Origin of the sequence: Rhodococcus sp. IEGM 1241, from assembly GCF_033142365.1 — a bacterium.
Lineage (GTDB): Bacteria > Actinomycetota > Actinomycetes > Mycobacteriales > Mycobacteriaceae > Rhodococcus_F > Rhodococcus_F erythropolis.
Genome location: NZ_JAWLSE010000006.1, coordinates 339988 through 359241, shown reverse-complemented (window position 1 = coordinate 359241; position 19254 = coordinate 339988). Strand labels below are relative to the sequence as shown.

Here is a 19254-nt window from a genome sequence, read left to right as displayed (position 1 = left end):
CACGACGCGATGGAGGAGCAATGCAGGGGCTGGGCGGACTCGAAGCCGAGGTCATGGATGTGATCTGGCAGTCCGACGACGCGCTCTCGGTCAAGGATCTGGTCGAGATCCTGGGTGAGCGTCGACAACTCGCGTACACCACCATCCTGACCGTCGTGACTCATCTCTACGACAAGGGCTGGGTGAGTCGTGAGAAGAAGAGTCGCGCCTACTTCTATCGGCCGAGTCGCAGCCGTGAAGAGGCCACATCCAGGGCACTGCGCGAATTGTTGGACAGCAGTTCCGATTCCGCTGCCGTGCTGTTGCACTTCGCGAAGACCATGACGGACGCTGAGAACGAGGCCCTGCGCCGAGGACTTTCCGGGGAAGGTGCGCAATGACACTGGCCTTGCCGATGCTTCTCGGTGCGGTATTCGTCGGATTCTTGGTTCCGAGAGCGTTGCGGGCCGTTTCCTCGGTGTTGTCACCGACGGTGCTGCTCGCGGCGTGGCTCGGCAGTATGGCGTCGGCTCTGTATCTCGCTCTCTCCGCGGTCTTGGTTCTGGTGTGGCCGAGCCACGCGCCGGTCGAGGGGCTGGTCGACGGTATCGCTCGGTGTTTCAGCGCCTTCGCGCACGGCACGAGTTCATGGGTGGGTGAGCTGATCACCGGCACAGCCGTTGGTGTGGTGGGTTTGATCGCTGTTCGGATCGTGCTGGCCGGCCGCAAACAGGCACGTGAGCACGCGAGAGTCCGAGATTTCCATCGTGATGTTCTCTCGATCGTCGCGCGCCGCGACAACTCGGAGTCCGACGTGTTGTGGTTGGATCATCCGCTGCCGATGGCCTACAGTGTCGCCGGAAAGCCTGGATTTGTTGTTGCGACACAAGGCTTGTCATCCGCTCTTACCGGGGGCGAGCGTGACGCGGTCCTCGCGCACGAGCGTGCGCACCTGAGCGGCGGTCATCACCGAATCGTCGGTGCCTGTGAAGTCTTGGCCGCTGTTCTGCCGGGAGTGCCGTTGTTCGCGGCGGCACCTGCTGCCGTCGGCGCGATCGTGGAACTGTCGGCGGACCGGCACGCCGCTCGCGTCACCAGCCCGGCTGCAGTGCGTTCCGCCCTTGCCGTGGTGTCGAAATCGCCGCTTCCTCAGCCGGACTGGAGTTTGGGCGATCGCGGCGGCGCGACCGCAGTGCGATTGCGTTCCCTGGTCGACGGCGACGTGGCGTCGCCTCGGCGACTGACCTGCGCGGTCGCGGCGTGCGTGCCGGCGGCCGTCACGACGGCCGTTGCCGCAGCCGTGACGGTGGCCGTCTCCGCCGGTATCTGCGCTGTTCTGACCTGATCATTGCTCCAAGGCTGAGTCGATCTGGGCTTTCAGATCTTCGTAGCTCGGCATCTGGGCCAGCTTCACGTCGTTGAGGAACAGCGTCGGGGTGCCCTGGACGCCAAGGCGTTTGCCCTCGTTGAAGTCGCGCTCGACCCGCTCGCGGACGCCGCGGCTGCTGAGGTCGGATTCGAATCGGGTCATGTCCAGGCCGAGATCTTGTGCGTAGGAGCGAAACAGTGCCTCCTGCGATTCGGCGGATTCACCCCACTGCGACTGAGTCTCGTACATCCGTTGATACATCTCGACGAACTTGCCCTGGCGAGATGCGGATTCGACGACCTGCGCCGCGAGAGTGCTGTTGGTGTGACTCGGAATCGGAAAGTATCTGATGCCGAATGTGATTCGATCCTCGTACTCGGCTCTGATTCGCTCCATCGTCGGGTACAGCGCGAGGCAGGCCTCGCATTCGAAGTCGAGGAACTCGACAAGATTCACTTTGTCGTCAGCGGCCGAGGTCAATCGGTACGCGTCGTCGGTCAGGACGGCGGTGGATTGTGCTGCCCGATCGGTGCTCTCGTTGTCCGCCCTGATCGGATCGACGGTGATGAACGTGATCAGTGCTACCGCGAACAACGCGATCAGGGCGGCGGATATCTTCATGCTTCTGGACACTGCTGTGTACCTTGACCTTCCGTCGAATACTTAAATACTATCCAACATAGTATTTAGGTGTAGAGTCGACGGTACCCGAAAGGATTCGAAGGAGGGTTCGCCCGTGAATCGGAGGTGAACGGTCTGGCGCCGCCGTCGATCGGACAGATGTTGACCTGGGACTCCTCGTCCCTGTCACCTCTTGTTCTACTGGGAGCTTTTCTGGCGCTTTGGTATTGGCGGTCAATGCACCGTGTGCGTGCGCGGGGACGGCTATGGCCCTGGTATCGAACTGCATGTTTTCTGGCCGGATGCTTGCTGTTGATCGCCGTGACCGGTTCGAAGGTCGAAAGTTACGGGAACGAACTCTTCAGTGTCTGGATGTTCCAACATTTGACGCTCTCGATGGCGATCCCGCCGCTGTGGGTGCTGGGCTCGCCAGGACTGCTGCTACTGCGTTCGACGTCGCATCGAGGTCCCGGGAGAAATGTTCTGGCGCTTGCACTGTCGGCATTGCGCAGCCGTCCGGCACGGTGGATGTTGCACCCCGGGTTCACGATCCCGGTCTTTCTGTTCAGCTACTACGGGATCTACCTGTCGCCGATCTTCGACGCCGTCTCGGGATTGCCGGCCGGACACGTCTTTCTCGAAATCTTCTTTCTCGCCAGCGGTCTGCTCTTCATCATGCCCGTGCTCGCCACCGGACCACTGCCGGTGCGGCAAAGCTATCTCGGCCGGTGTTTCGACCTTTTCGTGGAGATGCCGCTGCACGTGTTCATCGGAGTCGTCCTCATGATGGCGACAAAGCCGCTGCTGACCACGTTCGTGAATCCGCCTCCCGAGTGGGGCGTGGACGTGATGCAGGACCAGCAGTTGGCCGGTGCCCTTGCGTGGTCGTACGGTGAGCCCGTCGCGCTGGTGGTGGTCGTGATCTTCGCGATGCGCTGGAACCGGGACGACAAACGGATGAATGCCGCCCAGGACCGCCGCGCCGAGATCGACGGCGACAGTGATCTGGAGGCATACAACAACTTCCTCAGATCACTGAGCGCCGCCGAGCGGCCGGAGACTCGGTAGGCCGGTGGCCCTCAGACGCCGCCGCCGGCGGGCGTCGGCGCCATTGCGTCGGCAGCTGCCGGTGTGTTCATCTCGCGTGCGACAAACGTTTCGAGGTGGAAGAGGTTGTCGCCGGCACGGTCGACGATGGTGAGAAGTGTTGTCATGCTTGCAACTTCCTCGACCTGCTCCTTGAGGAACCACTGCATGAACTGCTCGCCCAGGTAGTCGCCGGTATCGCGCGCGGTGCGCGCCAACTGCGTGATCTGCTCGGTGACCGTCTTCTCCTGCTCGAGTGCCAATTCGACCGGAGCCCGGACACTGTCGAACTTCGTCACGACGTCGTCGACACCCGGTACGTCCACGTCGAGGTCGTTGTCGAGCAGGTACTGGATCATCATCATCGCGTGACCGCGTTCCTCGGTGGCCTGGCTGTAGAAGCGCGCGGCCATCTGCGGAAGATCGTGTGCATCGAAGTACACCGCTACCGCGATGTACTGCTGCGATGCAGTGAACTCGTTACGGATCTGCTGACGCAGCAGAGTGGTGAATTCGCTCGAGTTCTTCGCCTGTGTCATCCCAACAGATTACTGGGTCGGCGGCACGGACAGGGAGCTACTTGTTGTCGAGCTGATCGATGATGAAGTCGAGAGTTTCCGGCCGGTATCCGTAGACGAACGAGTCCTTTTCGCCGACGTACCAGTCGCCGCACTGAAAAGAACTGCCCTTCTCGACCCCCGTCGGCCACCACTGTGCGGACAGCGATGCCGGACGAGTTTCGACGGTAGGTCGTGCGATGCAGCTGTTGTAATCTATCTCCGTGATGTTCGCAGTCATTCGCAGGATGCGTTCGTTGCCGGTGGTGCGGATGACCTCGTCGATACCCGTCGCGCCGGCGGGAACCCAACTCGGCAGTGTGTCGATTCCGTTGGATGCTTGTGCAAAAGAGAAGGTTTCGGTTTTCTTGTATGCCTTCGACTCGTCGAACTTGTCGAAGGTGCCCGAGCAGGACGTGGCCAGTAAAGCCGCTCCGGCCGAGGCGGCGATGACGGCGGCAGTGCGGAATCGGCGGTGTGCTGTGTTCATACCTTCACGGTATTTTTCCGCCGGCCGTTCCGCGTCCTGCCGGAAAGCGATTTGTTCGCTCGGCCTGTCCTCCCGGGGTACTACCGAAACTCAGGGCGATCACCCCGTGGTGATCAGATCCTGCGGAATCTGCTGATCGTTGGCCAGGGCGTCGAAGAACTGCGAAGCGCGTGCCTTGTCCCACAACAACACGTTGCCCGACCCGTCCACGTCCTCGAAACCGGCGACCGGAACCGTCGTGGTGGTCATCCCGCCGCGAAGCGCCCAGGCGAGTGAGGCCAGATTCCAGATGTGATCGCCCTCGTCGACCTGCAAAGACTTGGCCGTATCGGAGACGAGCGGCCACAACCGGAACGGATTGAGGAACGTACTCGGACTCGTCGCCTTCGACAGCAACGCCGACATGAACTGGCGCTGGTTGTTCATGCGGTCGAGGTCTGCGAGCGCGGTTGCTCGGGTCCGCACGAACCCGAGTGCATCCGAACCCTTCAAGTCCTGGCATCCAGCGGGGAGGTTGATTCCGGCCAGCGGATCGTCGATCGCCTGCGTCAGGCATACATTGACGCCACCGACGGCGTCGACGATGCCGGCGAACCCGCTGAATCCGATCTCGGCATAGTGGTCGATGCGAAGTCCGGTTGCCTCCTCGACGGTCTGCACCAGCAAGGGGGCACCACCGAAAGCGAAGGCGGCGTTGATCTTGTCCGAGCCGTAGCCGGGAATCGGAACGTACGAATCGCGGGGGATGCTGACCATGGTCGTCTTCCCGCTCTTGGGAACGTGGACCAAGATGACCGTGTCAGTGCGCTTGGGGCCGGTGTCACCACCTGTCGCAAGCGCTTGCTCCTGCTCGGGTGTGAGTCCCTCACGACTGTCGGAGCCGACGATCAGCCAGTTCGTACCCGGAGTATCGGCGACGCGTCCCGCGTAGTCGGGCAGCGCGTCGATTCGATTGAGCGAACTGTCGACGTAATAGACCGCACCGGCCAGCGCGAGCAGCAAGACCAACAACGTGATGCCGATACGTTTACCCCAGCTACGACGCTTGCGTGGGCGTCGCTGCTTCGGGGGTTCAGGAGGGCGAGGCGGGGCGTTCGGCGGGGTTCGGCGCGGCGGCGCGGGTGCGTACTTCGCCTGGCGGTGCGGATCCTGACGCGGCGGCCCCTGCCTGCGGGGGTCGTCCTGGAACGGTTGCGGGCGTTGGGTCGGCGCCCAGTCCTCACGCCTGGGTTGCTGCGGCGCTTCTGGTGGGACCTGTGACCAGGCCTGATTGGCCGGATTCTGCTGCGGTGGACGTCCGTCGCGGCGAATGACCGTCGGCCCTTCGGGCGGCATCGGTGGGCGCCGCTGCGGGGGTGGGCCCTGACGGGGTGGCATCGGTCCACGCGGGGGCGGCTGGCGCCGCGGAGGTGGCCCTGGCGGCTGGCGCCGCGGAGGGCGCTGAGGATATTCGGAGTCGCCGGTCACCAGTTCACGGTACCGGTCACGGCAGCCAGGAGACGTGATCGCGCAGGAGGGCGTAACCGATGAACGCCACCATGTCGATGAGCGCGTGGGCGATGATCAGCGGCCACAGCTTGCCGGTGCGCTGCCAGTATCGACCGAACACGAGCCCCATGATCACGTTTCCCACACCGCCGCCGAACCCTTGGTAGAGGTGATAACTACCGCGCAGGAGCGAGGACGCGAGCAGAGATTTGTTCTCGCTCCAGCCGAGTGTTCGGAGGCGAGTGATCAGGTAGGCGACGACCAGTACCTCTTCGGCGCCCGAGTTCGCGATTGCGGACAGTACGAGGATCGGAACCCGCCACCAGTGGTCGTCGAGCGCGCTGGCTTGGACGGTGAGGTTGATGCTCAGTGCCTGAGCGACGAGGTAGAACAAGAGTCCGGGGAGGCCGATCACAGCGGCGAGGCCGAATCCCGGAGCTATGTCGCGACCGAATCGAGGTTTGGGAGTCAGGCCCGCAGCACGTGGACCGATCCCCGAACGCCACAGTAGATAGAGTCCCAGCGCTGCCCACGCGAGAAGCTTTGCAACGCCCAGTAATTGGCGCGCCAGGTCGATCCAGTCGATGGCAGCGCGCGACGGGTTGAGTGCAACCGTCTGATCCGAGAGCGCAACCGGCGTCGCCAAGGATTCGGCGAGCGAAAGGATCCCGGACAATCCGCTGAGCCCGAAGGTGACCAGCAGAACGATAGTGATCTCGATCCGGATTCCGCGTCTGGCGGCGGGATCGAGTTCCGGGTCCGTTCGAACGGGAGACGGCGGCCGTAACCAGGTGCGGACGGTTTCGCGGGCATTCACCCGCGCAACGCTAGCCGTTTGCAGCGCCACCCGATCGGAGGCCGTTGAGGAAAGGGCACCCGACAAGCATTCGGATGGCACGGCTCAGCGCGGGAGCGTCGTCGACGGGGTTGGCGAACGGCATCCACACGTCGCGGTCGCCGGTGTGATCCTCGACCCGCAGGCGCAGTCCGTAGCGGTCGATGCCGAGTGGGCGAACGCGTCCGGTGCGCATGTACGGGGGAAGCTTGCGCACGAGCAGGTCCACGAGATCGCGGTGGTCTTCGTCGAGATGCTGCAGCCACGCCGTCTCCATTTCCCAGAAGGGATCGGGGCTGGCGTTCAGCAGTTCGTCCACGGCGACGGGCTCTGCCCCCGTCGAGTCGGCGACAACGGCCGAGGCCAGGCTCAGGCGAAGGAGGACCGAGGTGTGGCCGATGTCGAGGAGCCCCGGATGGGGGTGTTCGGATGCGACGTCGTCGGCGAGAACGCGTGCCTCGTAGTCGGGCACGGCGTGTAACGAGCCGCGAAGCCACACGAGGGAGCGCACGGGCTCACGCAGACGCAGTGGTGCGTGATCGGTGATCTCGAGGACGGCAGGCAGTCCGCCGCCGCCGGAGTTCCAGGCCAGGGCCGCAGCTGCGGAGGCATGTGGGACTGCAACGACGACGTCACCGTTCGAACGCAGGTGATGCACCGACGTGACGGTGGGATCGCTGCCTTCGATGGCGAGAACTGCGTCCTGTGCGCGCACACAGGCGCTGCGGACGCGTTCGGCGGTGGACGGGCCGGTGCTGGTCTTCGTTGCCATGCTGCCCCCTTGGCGGGTGTTCTCTCGAACTCCATCGGATGATGAGGTAACCCTAACCTAAGGCGCTTCGGTGTGAATCGCAAGACTTTTGCGCAACTCGCGTGGAATCCGCCGCCTGCGCCGGGGTTACGGTTTGTCTGTGGCCATTCCTCTTTCACTCGGGCTGCCCGCCCCGAGAAACTCGCGCGGACTTCTCGAAGCACTCTTTCTCCCGGTCGTTCCGGCTTCGGCGCTGATCGGTGGCGAAGCAGCAGGCCGGGTTGTCGTTCGCCTCGATATCGATCCGGAAGAACTGCGTGCGGACACGGAAGCGTCGTACGAGGCCGTCCGTTTCGACGTCGACGTCACCACCGACCAGATCGACGACGCGATCGCGCTACGTCTGCCCGCTCCGCTCGCGGTGTACGTCGACGGCGGCGAAGAGGATCTGACACCCGCCGAAGCGGCGCTGCGCCTGTGTGAAGGTGGACGGATCCCCGGACTCGCCGCCGGTCGTACGCCCACCGAAGTGGCTGATTTCCTGGCGGTACTCGCGCACGAGTCCGTCGGTTTCGTAGCCCGCGCAGCCGACGGCGACGAGGTGATCGCCCTACTGTGTGGCACCGTCGCTGCACTGCGCGGCGACGACGTGCGCGCCGCGATAGTCGATCCGAAGCCCGAAAAACTCGCCGCGCTGATCCCGGAAGCCGCATCCGCGATGCGCGAGGTGCTGCTCACGATCGAGGTTGCAGATCTGCCTGCGGTGGAAACGGCTCTGCGTGCCGCGGGTTTGCAGTGACCGGCGTGGGTCGATGCGTAATCTTTTAGGCGTGCCAAGAATCGCGTATTTCGGTCCGTCGGGAACCTTCACGGAGATAGCTCTCGCCCAGTTGGAGGCTGAGGGCGCGTTCGGCGAAACTGTCGAGCGAGTACCGGCCGGCAGTCCGCCGGCGACTCTCGACATGGTTCGCGACGGTTCCGTGGACGGGGCCGTAGTTCCCTTCGAGAACTCGGTGGAAGGCGGCGTAGCGCCGACGCTCGATTCACTCGCTCTCGGTTCGCCCCTGCAGATCGTTGCCGAAACCGATCTGGACGTGAGTTTCTCCATCCTGGTTCGGGCCGGGACGACCGCCGACCAGGTCCGCACGATCGGGGCCTATCCGCATGCGGGCGCACAGGTCCGCGGATGGATCGCCGAGAACCTGCCCCAGGCCGAGGTGGTGTTGGCCTCGTCCAACGCCGGTGCGGCGCTGGACGTGCAGGCTGGAACGGTCGACGCCGGTGTGTCCACGGCTTTGGCCGGTCAGATGCTCGGACTCGACAGCCTGGCGGACAACGTCGCCGATGTGGGCGGCGCCCGTACACGTTTCGTGCTGGTCACCAAGCCGGCTCCGGTTCCCGAACGGACCGGTGCCGATCGCACCGCGCTGGTGCTTCACCTCGACAACGCTCCAGGCTCCCTGGTGCGCGCACTCTCCGAATTCGCCGCTCGCGGTATCGATCTGACTCGGATCGAATCGCGTCCGATGCGAACGGAATTGGGTACGTACCGGTTCTTCGTGGACTGCGTCGGACACGTCGAGGACTCGCTGGTGGCCGAGGCGATGCGTGCACTGCATCGGAAATCCGGAGTCCGCTTCCTGGGGTCGTGGGCGACAGCGAATTCGACCGGGCCACAACCTCCTTCGGACGAAGAAGCGATTCGGTGGATCGACGAACTCAAGCATGGAGGGGGAGAACGATGACCGGAAGGCTCATCCTCGTTCGGCACGGTCAGACGGAGGCGAATGTCGCCAAACGTCTCGACACCGCTCTGCCCGGAGCAAAGCTCACGCCGGAAGGGTTGGCGCAGGCCGAGACGTTGGGCATCGGCCTGGCTTCGGCTCCTCCTCTGGCGCTCGTATCGTCCTTGGCTTTGCGTGCCCGGCAGACAGCAGGTTTTGTGGAGCAGGCCGCCGGTGTCTCTCTGGACGTGCGGGACGGATTGCACGAGGTGCAGGCCGGTGACCTCGAAGATCGTACCGACGAGGCCGCGCACCGACTGTTCATGGAGACGTTCCATCACTGGCACACCGGCAACCTCGGCGCTCGCATCCCCGGTGGTGAAACGGGATACGACGTCCTGGAGCGATACGTCCCCGTCGTCAATGCGCTGCGCGAAGAATTTCTCGAAGGCTCACGAGACGGCGGCGACATCGTCGTGGTCAGTCATGGTGCGGCGATCCGTCTTGTCGCAGCCCAGCTTGCCGGTGTCCCCGGTCTGTTCGCAGCCAACAACCACTTGGCCAACACCGAGACCGTCGAACTGTTGCCTTCGGTCGACGGCGGTTGGGAGTGCCTGCGCTGGGGAACCGTCAACCCGCCGTTCGAGCATCGACTCATCCCCGGTGCCGACGACGTGATGGGCTGACGGCCGGCTTCACCACCAACCGGTCTGGACGCTCAGTTGGCGCCCGAGTTCAGCGGACAGCGTGCTCACGTAGCTGGCTGTCAGGTGGTGGGAATCGTGATACACCAACACATTTCCCTCCACGACGCGGCACAACTCCGGTCCGCAGACGCCGTCGCTGAGGTCGAGTAGACGGACGTTGGTCAGATCGCCGATCGCCGACGGCGCCGGATTGACGTCGCTGAGCATTTCGGACCGTGGCATCGCGCAGTGATCGGGTGACGTGGTTGTCGCCAGACAGTCGATCGCGCGGTAGGCGACGCCGTCGTGGTGCAACCACGGGGTATCGCGGATGGCAAGCACGTCGATACCGTCGCGCCCCAGTTCCTCCCACACGTGTACGTAAGACTCGGGCGTCACGTCGCCAGGGCCGTCGGAACTCGGCCTGGTTGCCGTCGTGAACACGAAATCGGGTGAGGCGTCGGCCAACTCGGTCAGCACCCCACGCGACCAGTCGACACAATCCGGATAGTCGTTGTCCGACAACGTCTGCATGGAGTCGATGGTGAGCGGGCAGCCCATCTTCAGATACGTGTCGACGCGGAACCCGTGACTCTTGCCGAGTTCGTCGAGTGCAGTGAGCCAGTGCTCGGAGTGCGAACCACCCGCGAGGGCGATGGTTCTGTCGGCGTCGGCGTCGCCGTAGGTGCAGTGGACGACGTCCCGCTCGAGAAAATCGGCGATACAGCCGTCGAGCGTACTGGCCGGAAGGTCCAGTGGCGCATCGAAGATCGAGGGAACCATCGACGCCTTGGGTACTTCGGCACCGTCGGTGAGCGCGAGTGCGCCGGGATGGGTCGGGAGGTCGAGGGTGTCGACCGCCCGCTGGCCCGTCGTCTGGCTGCTCGCGTACGACTGCCAGGCGACCGAAGCGGCGAGGACCACGGCAGCGGTGACGACGCAAGCCAGGACGGTGTACCGGCGCGAGCGGCCTCCGCGCTCCACCGGAACCTCGACCAGGCGCCGGAGTGCAAGCGCCCCCGCGACGGAGAGGGCGATGATCAGTGCCCCGCCGAGCAGGCCGGCTTCGGGGCGTCCGGTGATCACGAGTGCAAACACCAGAATCGGCCAGTGAATCAGGTACAGCGCGAATGCGAACGAGCCGAGCCACGTCAGTGCCGGATGGGCAAGCGTCTTCGACGTCCAAGGCGTGTCGTCGCCGACTCCGGACAGGATCAGCGCAAGAGTGGCCAGCACCGGCACCAGCGCCCACGGGCCGGGGAACTGCTGGGCGCCGTCGAGCACTATGCCGCACAACAGGATCGACGAAAGACCCGCCCAGCCGATCGTCGCTCTGACCGAGAACGGCAGGGATGCGATCTGCCGACTGCGTGTGCTGGTCATCAGAACGGCCAGCAGACCACCGAGTGCCAATTCCCACAACCTGGCACCGGAGTCGTAGTACGCCCAGGCTTGGTGACGTGAAGATTTGGCGAGTGCGTAGAGAAAAGATCCTGCGGTCAGAACCAGAAGGGTGACCGCGAGTGACGGGCGGAAATAGTTGGGATTCACGCGTGAAGCCACATAAGCGATCACGGAGACCAGTGCGATGGCCAGGAGATAGAACTGACCTTGTACGGCCATCGACCACAGGTGCTGCAGGGGAGTGACCGAGCTGTCGGCGGCCAGGTAGTCGCTTGCGGTGCTGGCGAGCTGCCAGTTCTGGAAGAACCCGAGCACCGCGATCAGTTGATCGCCCAGATCGGCCCAGCGTGTGCGTGGCAGCAGCAACGCGGTCCCCAGTGCGGTCAAAATGCTGACCACCGCGATCAGGGGGAACAGCCGCAGAAACACCCGCCGCAGTGCCGGGACCAGGTTGAGTGAACCCCCGGCTTCGGCGCGTCGAACCAGTGAGCCGACGAAGAAGTATCCGGACAGAACCAGGAAGACGTCCACCCCGCCCGATACCCGTCCGAACCACACGTGGAACACGACCACCAAACCGATGGCGAGGCCACGCAGTCCGTTCAGGTCTTGTCGGTGCGGTGTTGTTGCCCGTTCTTCGTTCGGCCGGTCGATCGTGGCGACCGAGCCTTGTTCGCCCGGTGACGACGGTTGACGCGAGAACTGCATGCTGAAGTAAGGCTCCGGGCGTTGAAGGGACGCCCCGAGGTTACCCGGAAGTCTCCGGCGTCGATTCCTCGAGTTCGGTTACCAGCGCGTTCACGGCTTGTCGCAGGCGATGGAGTGTTCCGGAACTGATGGACGTCCACTCGGTGCCGTCGGCAGCCCGAGTAGTCGAACCCACGAGCCGGCCGGCCAAGGTGTCGTACACAGTCACTGCGCCGGTCATGAGCGTCGTCGCTCCCAAACTGTGTGGTATTCCAACCAATTCGGCGAAGGCGGTGCATGTGACGATTGCGCTACCCAGTTGGCGTGCGTCATCTTCGAGTATCCCGGCGTTGATCAAGGCCGAGCTCACGCTGTCTGCATCCGGGCCGGCGCCGAATGCCAGGCTGAGCATCTCGGTCGGTGCGTTGATCACGGCAATCGGCATTGCTTCGGCGCTGCCGAGCGCGGTGACAACGGGTGCAGCTGGTTCGGCGGTGACGCTGCACAATGCGAACGAAGAATCGGTTGAAGTTGCTTCGACACAAAGGAACTTGCCCTGTGCGACGCAGAGGCGTGAAATGCTTCCGCCGACATGCCGACGCAGCGCCAACTCCCACTTGGGGTGGGTCAGGACGCGCAGGCGGGCACTGAGGTCGTGATGGATCTCCCCGCCGGGGAGGAGATCGCGCTCGGAGAGCGAATCTGCCGCGGACTGCATCGCCATACGGTGAGCGCTCGCACTGGCGTGAACCGTCGCGCCACCGAGAACCACGGGAAGCGCATCGAGCCCGAGTCGCTCACGTACATAGTCGATTTCGTCCTGTGACAGGGCGACGACAGGTAAATTCCACCCATCAGGTGAGGTGCCGAGGTCCACCATCAATGCTCTGCAGTTTCGAGTGCGCCACCGATCACGGACGGGATGACTGTTCGGCCGTCGGCGAAGTGCTCGAAGTGCTTCAGGTAATCGGGTGTGTCGTGCTCGGTCTCGTCTTCAGATTGGGCCGCATGACGGCCGCCGGCGATCGGCGCAGATCCGCCTGCGGTTCGGGCCGGATCCACCCTGACGGTATCTGTGGTGCCCTGAACCGGCGAGGTCACGGGGTTCTGGCGCGTGGCGCTCTGGCCGGTGGAGGGATCAGGAAGAGCGTGCCGACCGGTGCTGCTGCTCGACGACGAGCCCGCGAATGCTCCGGCTCCGGTGGTCGCGGAAGCTGCGCTGACCTGTGCCGGTGCCCGGCTTGCCCACGGGGTGCCGAACAGTGATGGTGTGGAAGTGCCGAGTCTTGCGCCGCCGAGTCCCGCGCCGCCCAGTCCGGTGAGTCCTGCTCCTGCCGTCGCGAGAGCTGATGCGGCAGTGGTGGCGCCTGTGACTGCGGTGGTGGTGGCGCTGGTTGCGGTGGCAACTCCACCGGAGATGGCACCGGCCTGTGAGGCAGCGGCGGCAAATACCGGGTTGGAAACTACGGATGCGACAGCAGCGGTGGCGGCGCGCACGGGATCCGCGATTGCGTCAGCGAGCGTGGATGCCGCTTGCACGACGGACTGTCGTGCGGCGCTGCCTGGGCTTTCGGCCGAAGCGGATGCCCCAGCTGTGGGTTCCGCGATGGACGGTGGTGAGTCGAAGTTCTGCTGCACGGCCAGATGGGCCGTTGCGGCGTCGTACGTTTCCATTGTCACCGCCGCTCGAATTTTGAGAGCTTCTTCGGCAGCCTCGGCTGCAGCGGCTCCGCCTACCAGCGCCCCGCCGATGGAATACGCGGCGACCTTGGCCGCTTGAACTGCTGCAATCTCGGCCAGGGACGGCATGGCGAGGGTGGCAACCGTGTACGAACCGGACTGCACCTGGGCCTTACATGCAGTTTCTCCCGCGAGCAACGCGGCAGCAGCAGCCCATTCCTGAAACGGCGCGAACTTGCTCAATGCGGCATCCGCTGCTTCTCCGGACCACCCGGTGCGAAGGTCCGCCATCACGCGAGAGATTGATGCAGCGGTGTCGGTCAGTCCGGACGACACGGTGGACCAGGCCCCGGCCGCCACGCCGAGAGGGACCGGCCCGGCTCCGGCGACCAGTGCTGCGGAGTTGGGTGCTGCGCCCCGTGGATACCAGATGACGCCGGTGATGCCGACCATTGTTCTTCCCCCCAGGAAGTGTGACTGTGTTGCCGAGTTACCGAGTTCGATTTCTGTCGATCAGATCGGTGCGGCTGCCAGGCTGGACTTGGTGAGCTGGTCTTCGAGCTCGTAGGCAGCTGCATTCTTGCGCAGAGCTGCCGCAGCCGCGGTGAGCTCCTCGATTGCCCGATCGGTGGACGAGGCAAGGCTGCCCGAGATGGTGTTGAAGTAATTTGCCGCGCTACCGGACACTTCTTCGGATCCCGCTGGGAGAACGCGTAGCGTCGGCTGCGCAGTAGAGACGATTCCGCGCAATCGCGTCGCCGCGGACTCGAGTTCCATTGCGGCGGCAACTAGGGCTTGAGGGTCGACGTGCATAGTGCCGAACTCCTTCCTGACCAGGGCGGATAAGTGGTCGGGAGGCCGTGCGCACAGCCGTCGATATCCCCCCGCACATACTTTGATGCATACCGCCCGCTTTTGGTTCCCCCCGAAATCGGACGACTTTGCCCTCAGCCCCAGCCGAGTTCGTGCAATCTGTCTTCTTCGATGCCGAAGTAGTGCGCGATCTCGTGGATGACGGTCACGGCAACCTCGTGAACAACCTCGTCCTCGGATGCGCAGATGTCGAGTATCGAATCGCGGAAAATAGTGACCGTGTCCGGCAGGTACCCACCGTAATGAGAATCCCGCTCGGTCAGAGCGACGCCCTGATACAAACCGAGCAGCCCCGGTTCTTCTTCGTCACGTGCTTCGACAAGCACCACGACATTGTCGATTGCCTTGGCAAGTTCGGGCGGAATCAGATCGAGCGCCTCGCCGACCAGTTCCTCGAACCGGTCGGGCGTCATAGTTACCGTCATGGCTTACGACGGCGGAGCTGCGCCGGGCAACGGCGTCGGCAACGACCGACCTTCCGGTGCAGCGGGTGGCGGGACCGGAGCGGCGCCGTTGATCAGGATATCGCCCTTGGCGCTTCCGGTGATCGCGGCAAACCCGCCGGTTTCGACCTCTTTGCCGATCGAACAATTGACTCGGCGGCTGCCGGCCAACCAGCTTTCCAGTGAAATGTTGTCCCAGAACAGTGTCAGCGTCTTGTCGCGAAGCGCGTCTGCGGAACCAAGGTACTCGTTGGACGCCTGAGTGCAGACGCCCTCGAGATAGCGGTCCTGATCTTCGACCGACGGCATTGCGCCCGGGAATTGAGTGCCGAGGTCTATCACCGAAATAACCTCGTATGCATGCGGTTTCGCGCAATCGACCGGATCGGTCGGGAGGTTCTGGTTGATGCCGATGCAGGTGCCGACGTCCCACACGTTCGACTGGTCCTGGTCCGCCACGCGGCCTACGAACGGTTGTAGTTCGCCGGTCGTGGTCGAGAACTGCAAGCCGCAACGCAGTGCGCGCTCACCCGAAGCCCAACCCGATTCGCTCGGGAACATCAGGCCGACGCTGAACTTGCCCTTGGGATCGAACTTCGAATCGAGGTAGGACATGACGATGGGTGTGCAGTGCTCGTCGCGGAGTTCGGCGAACCGAAGGGCGCCCGGGTACCGGGAACCGGGGCCGAACTCGGCGCCGGGGAACACCGAGAGGTCGAGTGGTCCGGCTACCTCGAAGCGGTGTTCAGTTCCGCACTGAACCTTCGACATGTCCGTGCGGTCTCCGCCCGACTCGGTCGCAGGCGTCCAGTTGAGACAGTCGCCGGCTGCAGCCGCGGTGAAGGCGTCGTCGCGAGTAGATCCCGTCGCTGCGGGACCGCCGCCACTGACACTGACCGAGGACGAGTCGTCCTTGTTCAATCCACCGGAAATCGCGATCGTTGCGATCGCGGCGACCACCGCACCTACCGCCACAGCAGCCAGGACCCGACGGGTGCGACTCGCGGAGACAGTTTTCTTCGCCGGCGTCCCCTGGGGATCGGCCGGATCTGGCGACTTCTCGATCTTGTCTTCGGACATCGATTCCATCATGCCTGTTGCCGTGGCGATATCGAACCTTCACTACAAAACTCACAATCGCGTCTGTGAGTATTTTGTAGTCATGAGCGAAAACACCCCACTCGATCCCGAGGCTGTCGAGCTGGCGGGCCGGCTCTTCGACATGGCACGAACCGGTGACGCAGCCGGGCTGGCGTCGTACGTCGATGCCGGAGTTCCCGTCAATCTGACCAACGAGAGTGGCGACACGCTCGTCATGTTGGCGGCGTACCACGGTCACGCTGACGCCGTCGTTGCCCTGATCGAGCGCGGCGCCGACGTCAACCGGCCCAACGACAAGAACCAGACGCCCCTTGCCGGAGCGGTCTTCAAGGGTGAGGATGCGGTGGTGAAAGCGCTGGTGAGCGGGGGAGCCAACCCGAAAGGTGGACACCCGACTGCCGTCGACGCGGCTCGGATGTTCGGACGCGAGGACTACCTGAGTCTGCTCGAATCGTGATCTCCCCCTCTCCGACGTGGACGTGACCGTCGGCGAGCTGCGGTGAGTGGGTAAAGTTCGAAGTCGTGATTGACCTCAAGTTTCTCCGTGAGAACCCCGAAATCGTCCGCGAGTCGCAGCGCACCCGTGGAGAAGATCCAGGACTGGTCGACGCTCTGCTCGAAGCCGACGCGTCCCGACGCGCTGCCGTTCTGACCGGAGACAACCTCCGTGCAGAGCAGAAGGCCTTCGGCAAGAAGGTCGGACAGGCATCTCCGGAGGAGCGTCCCGCACTGCTCGAAGGTTCCAAGGAACTGGCGGCAAAGGTCAAGGAAGCCGAGGCCGCGCAGCACGAGGCGCAGGCCGCGCTCGACGCCGCACACCGCGCGATTTCCAACGTCGTACAAGAAGGTGCGCCGGCGGGCGGCGAGGACGATTACATCGTTCTCGAACACGTCGGTGAGATTCCGAAGTTCGACTTCGAGCCGAAGGATCACCTCGAGCTGGGCGAGTCGCTCGGCCTGATCGACATGGAACGCGGCGCCAAGGTTTCGGGTTCGCGCTTCTACTTCATGACCGGCTACGGGGCCATGCTCCAGCTCGGACTGCTGCAGTTGGCTGCGCAGAAGGCGATCGCCAACGGATTCACGATGATGATTCCGCCGGTGCTCGTACGCCCGGAAATCATGGCCGGTACCGGCTTCCTCGGTGCTCACTCGGACGAGATCTACCACTTGCAGGATGACGACCTGTACCTCGTCGGAACTTCCGAGGTACCCATGGCCGGCTACCACTCGGGCGAGATCCTCGAACTGAACGAAGGCCCGAAGCGCTACGCCGGTTGGTCCTCGTGCTTCCGCCGCGAGGCCGGAAGCTACGGCAAGGACACCCGCGGCATCATCCGTGTCCATCAGTTCGACAAGGTCGAGATGTTCACGTACTGCCGTCCCGAGGACGCCGACGCCGAACACCAGCGTCTCCTAGGGTGGGAGCGAGACATGTTGGCAGCCATCGACGTTCCGTACCGCGTGATCGACGTCGCCGGCGGAGACCTCGGTTCTTCGGCTGCGCGTAAGTTCGACTGCGAGGCATGGGTCCCGACGCAGGGCACTTACCGCGAGCTGACATCGACGTCCAACTGCACGACGTTCCAGGCCCGCCGCCTCGGAGTTCGGTACCGCGACGAGAACGGCAAGCCGCAGACGGCCGCCACTCTCAACGGCACCTTGGCTACGACGCGCTGGATCGTGTCGATTCTCGAGAACCATCAGCAGGCCGACGGTTCGGTGCGAGTGCCCGAGGCATTGGTGCCGTTTGTCGGCACGGATGTGCTTCGCTGACACGCTGAACCAACACAATCAGGGCCGCGACGGACTCCGTCGCGGCCCTTTTCGTACTTTCGTACTGGTAGGTTTGGAACTTTTTCTGAACTGACGAAATATCAACTTTTTCCCGCCGATTGGCGCGGTGACCACCAAAAGCGTTGTCGATGGGCCGCTTTGGCGATAGTTTTGCGTTCAATCGAGTTTCCATACCCTGCTTTTCCATCCCGCGTCTGGTGATACGAGGGTGAGTCCGGGGTGAATTGGACAAGTGTCTTGCCAAAAGTAGTACACGTACTAGTTTTTTCGTTATGTTGTGACGGCGCGCACACGTTTTGTCCGAATCCACTGCTCATGTTTGCCCTTCCGAAGGAAGTGCCCATGCCCCAAATCTCTCAGTTGCGGCGATTCGCCGTGCCCATAACCGGAACCGCCATGGTCGCCGGAATGCTGCTGGTCGGCACGCCCGCGTCCGCGGCGCCTGTTACGACGACCTTTCAGACTGCGTGTCAGGCGAAGTCCGTGCTCACCGTCGACAAGATGACGACCAGTTCCGTTACAGTTGATGCTCCCGAAACAGTCTCTCCCGGAGAAACATTCACCTTCCGGATGCAGACAAATGCATCCTCTTACCCAAACTCTGATTCAGGTGCGACGACGACCAACCTGTCGCGCTTGAAGAACGACTTCACGCTGCCGAGCAACGCGTCCTTCGTCAGCGCGACAATCGTTGCGGGGACTTCGTTCAACCTCGATGGTGTTGCGCCCTCTGTTATTCGAATCAGTGATGCGGGTGTCGAGGACGCAAACGGTCCTTACCTGCGAATTTCAGGTAGTAATCAGGTGGTTGGGAATGGTGCTTCCAACAGCACCAACAGCGAGGGTGGCATCCGAGCTCCCAAAACCAAGAAGAACTTGGACGGCAGCACAAACAGCAACGGCGACAGTTGGTTCAGGTTGCCAGCGATAGACGTGACTATGGTCGCAGGCGCATCTGGCGTAATTCAACCGACAATTCGAACGGCTGGTACTGCCGCCAACTACGGCGACGACAAGAATTTCAATACTCAGCTGGCTCGCGCCAGTTTCCTTGGTGGCACGCAATGGGCGCCGACCAGGTGCAGCCCGCGCGATGCAAAGGGAAATGCGAACCTGAACGCGGGCGCGGGCCCGCTCGCCACAATCAGCATTGCTTCGGCTCCGGTCGATGTCGAGACCACGACGTCACTCTCGGTTCCGGCTACTGCCATCACAGGTACGGCGGTTGATCTGACGGCGACGGTTGCTCCGAACAATGCTGTCGGCACGGTGCAGTTCAAGTCGAACGGCACGGCGATCGGTTCACCGGTGACGGTGACTGGTGGTGTTGCGACTCTGTCGCACGCGTTCGATGCTGCTGGTGCTCAGAGTGTTACCGCTGACTTCACCGCTGGTGCTGGCTTCGTGAGTTCGTCGGCATCGGCTCAGACGGTGACCGTTTCTGATCCGGCTCCGGTGGATGTGCAGACGACGACGGCGCTCTCGGTTCCGGCGACGGCAATCACGGGTACGGCGGTTGATCTGACCGCTACCGTGGCTCCCTCGAATGCTGTCGGTTCGGTGCAGTTCAAGTCGAACGGCACTGCGATCGGCACTCCGGTGACGGTGGCTGCTGGTGTTGCGACATTGAGCCATGCGTTCGATGCTGCTGGCGCTCAGAGTGTTACGGCTGACTTCACCGCT

General features: G+C 63.4%; 21 protein-coding genes. 9 read left to right on the top strand and 12 right to left on the bottom strand.

Features of this window, described 5'->3' with window-relative positions; translation table 11 throughout:
• The first annotated feature begins 20 nt into the window (after window positions 1-20).
• Both R4P70_RS25785 and R4P70_RS25780 read left to right on the top strand, forming a co-directional pair.
• Complete coding sequence (locus R4P70_RS25785; protein WP_256065356.1) at window positions 21-380, top strand: BlaI/MecI/CopY family transcriptional regulator; 360 nt, start codon at window positions 21-23, stop codon at window positions 378-380.
• On the top strand, window positions 377-1324 hold the full coding sequence (locus R4P70_RS25780; protein WP_317832447.1) for a M56 family metallopeptidase: 948 nt from the start codon (window positions 377-379) through the stop codon (window positions 1322-1324). The genes R4P70_RS25785 and R4P70_RS25780 overlap by 4 nt, the downstream gene beginning before the upstream one ends.
• Here R4P70_RS25780 and R4P70_RS25775 read toward each other — a convergent pair whose 3' ends face one another.
• A complete protein-coding gene (locus R4P70_RS25775; protein WP_021342427.1) occupies window positions 1325-1969 on the bottom strand; it encodes a DsbA family protein in 645 nt (214 codons plus the stop codon).
• 126 nt (window positions 1970-2095) lie between these two features.
• On the opposite strand from R4P70_RS25775, the gene R4P70_RS25770 reads away from it, so the two are divergent.
• Window positions 2096-3037: a cytochrome c oxidase assembly protein gene (locus R4P70_RS25770; protein ID WP_317832443.1), complete on the top strand. Its 942-nt coding sequence runs from the start codon at window positions 2096-2098 to the stop codon at window positions 3035-3037.
• An 11-nt stretch (window positions 3038-3048) separates the two neighbouring features.
• On the opposite strand, the gene R4P70_RS25765 is transcribed toward R4P70_RS25770, so the two are convergent.
• From R4P70_RS25765 to R4P70_RS25745, 5 genes are all read right to left on the bottom strand, one after another.
• Window positions 3049-3594 (bottom strand): ferritin, encoded by a 546-nt coding sequence (locus R4P70_RS25765; protein ID WP_020905744.1) that lies wholly within the window; start codon window positions 3592-3594, stop codon window positions 3049-3051.
• A gap of 37 nt (window positions 3595-3631) precedes the next feature.
• Window positions 3632-4102 (bottom strand): hypothetical protein, encoded by a 471-nt coding sequence (locus R4P70_RS25760; RefSeq protein WP_317832441.1) that lies wholly within the window; start codon window positions 4100-4102, stop codon window positions 3632-3634.
• A 99-nt stretch (window positions 4103-4201) separates the two neighbouring features.
• The gene (locus R4P70_RS25755; RefSeq protein ID WP_198586386.1) at window positions 4202-5437 is read right to left on the bottom strand and encodes an LCP family protein; all 1236 of its coding nucleotides are present in this window, start codon (window positions 5435-5437) and stop codon (window positions 4202-4204) included.
• Window positions 5438-5585: 148 nt separating this feature from the next.
• Window positions 5586-6407: a CPBP family intramembrane glutamic endopeptidase gene (locus tag R4P70_RS25750; RefSeq protein WP_020905746.1), complete on the bottom strand. Its 822-nt coding sequence runs from the start codon at window positions 6405-6407 to the stop codon at window positions 5586-5588.
• 10 nt (window positions 6408-6417) lie between these two features.
• Window positions 6418-7197, bottom strand: coding sequence for a DUF2470 domain-containing protein (locus tag R4P70_RS25745; protein WP_019746383.1), 780 nt, complete (start codon window positions 7195-7197; stop codon window positions 6418-6420).
• 139 nt (window positions 7198-7336) lie between these two features.
• Here R4P70_RS25745 and R4P70_RS25740 point away from each other — a divergent pair, with 139 nt between their 5' ends.
• From R4P70_RS25740 to R4P70_RS25730, 3 genes are read left to right on the top strand one after another with little or no spacing between them, the layout of a single operon-like run.
• Window positions 7337-7975: a hypothetical protein gene (locus R4P70_RS25740; protein WP_021334642.1), complete on the top strand. Its 639-nt coding sequence runs from the start codon at window positions 7337-7339 to the stop codon at window positions 7973-7975.
• 13 nt (window positions 7976-7988) lie between these two features.
• Complete coding sequence (pheA, locus tag R4P70_RS25735) at window positions 7989-8921, top strand: prephenate dehydratase (RefSeq protein WP_020905747.1); 933 nt, start codon at window positions 7989-7991, stop codon at window positions 8919-8921.
• Complete coding sequence (locus R4P70_RS25730; RefSeq protein WP_042453186.1) at window positions 8918-9586, top strand: histidine phosphatase family protein; 669 nt, start codon at window positions 8918-8920, stop codon at window positions 9584-9586. Before pheA ends, R4P70_RS25730 begins: the two co-directional genes overlap by 4 nt.
• Window positions 9587-9595: 9 nt before the next feature.
• Here the strand turns inward: R4P70_RS25730 and R4P70_RS25725 are convergent, their stop codons facing one another.
• The 6 genes from R4P70_RS25725 to R4P70_RS25700 all read right to left on the bottom strand — a co-directional run bounded on the left by R4P70_RS25725 (window position 9596) and on the right by R4P70_RS25700 (window position 15765).
• Window positions 9596-11698: an acyltransferase family protein gene (locus R4P70_RS25725; protein WP_317832436.1), complete on the bottom strand. Its 2103-nt coding sequence runs from the start codon at window positions 11696-11698 to the stop codon at window positions 9596-9598.
• 40 nt (window positions 11699-11738) lie between these two features.
• The gene (locus R4P70_RS25720) at window positions 11739-12557 is read right to left on the bottom strand and encodes an ESX secretion-associated protein EspG (RefSeq protein ID WP_317832434.1); all 819 of its coding nucleotides are present in this window, start codon (window positions 12555-12557) and stop codon (window positions 11739-11741) included.
• Window positions 12557-13810 carry a PPE domain-containing protein gene (locus R4P70_RS25715; protein ID WP_317832432.1) on the bottom strand — a complete coding sequence of 418 codons (1254 nt, stop codon included), beginning with the start codon at window positions 13808-13810 and terminating at the stop codon, window positions 12557-12559. The genes R4P70_RS25720 and R4P70_RS25715 overlap by 1 nt, the downstream gene beginning before the upstream one ends.
• A 60-nt stretch (window positions 13811-13870) precedes the next feature.
• Window positions 13871-14170, bottom strand: a complete 300-nt coding sequence (locus R4P70_RS25710) for a PE family protein (RefSeq protein ID WP_003945399.1) — start codon at window positions 14168-14170, stop codon at window positions 13871-13873.
• 134 nt (window positions 14171-14304) lie between these two features.
• Complete coding sequence (locus R4P70_RS25705) at window positions 14305-14655, bottom strand: metallopeptidase family protein (protein ID WP_007736028.1); 351 nt, start codon at window positions 14653-14655, stop codon at window positions 14305-14307.
• A 3-nt stretch (window positions 14656-14658) separates the two neighbouring features.
• Window positions 14659-15765, bottom strand: a complete 1107-nt coding sequence (locus R4P70_RS25700) for a septum formation family protein (protein WP_003945397.1) — start codon at window positions 15763-15765, stop codon at window positions 14659-14661.
• Window positions 15766-15835: 70 nt separating this feature from the next.
• Between R4P70_RS25700 and R4P70_RS25695 the strand changes: the two genes are divergently transcribed.
• From R4P70_RS25695 to R4P70_RS25685, 3 genes are all read left to right on the top strand, one after another.
• Window positions 15836-16231: an ankyrin repeat domain-containing protein gene (locus R4P70_RS25695; RefSeq protein ID WP_047272770.1), complete on the top strand. Its 396-nt coding sequence runs from the start codon at window positions 15836-15838 to the stop codon at window positions 16229-16231.
• A 65-nt stretch (window positions 16232-16296) separates the two neighbouring features.
• On the top strand, window positions 16297-17550 hold the full coding sequence (gene serS / locus R4P70_RS25690) for a serine--tRNA ligase (RefSeq protein WP_007736032.1): 1254 nt from the start codon (window positions 16297-16299) through the stop codon (window positions 17548-17550).
• 240 nt (window positions 17551-17790) lie between these two features.
• Window positions 17791-19254, top strand: a 1464-nt coding sequence (locus R4P70_RS25685) for an Ig-like domain-containing protein (protein WP_317832429.1), incomplete at its 3' end; no start/stop codon positions are given.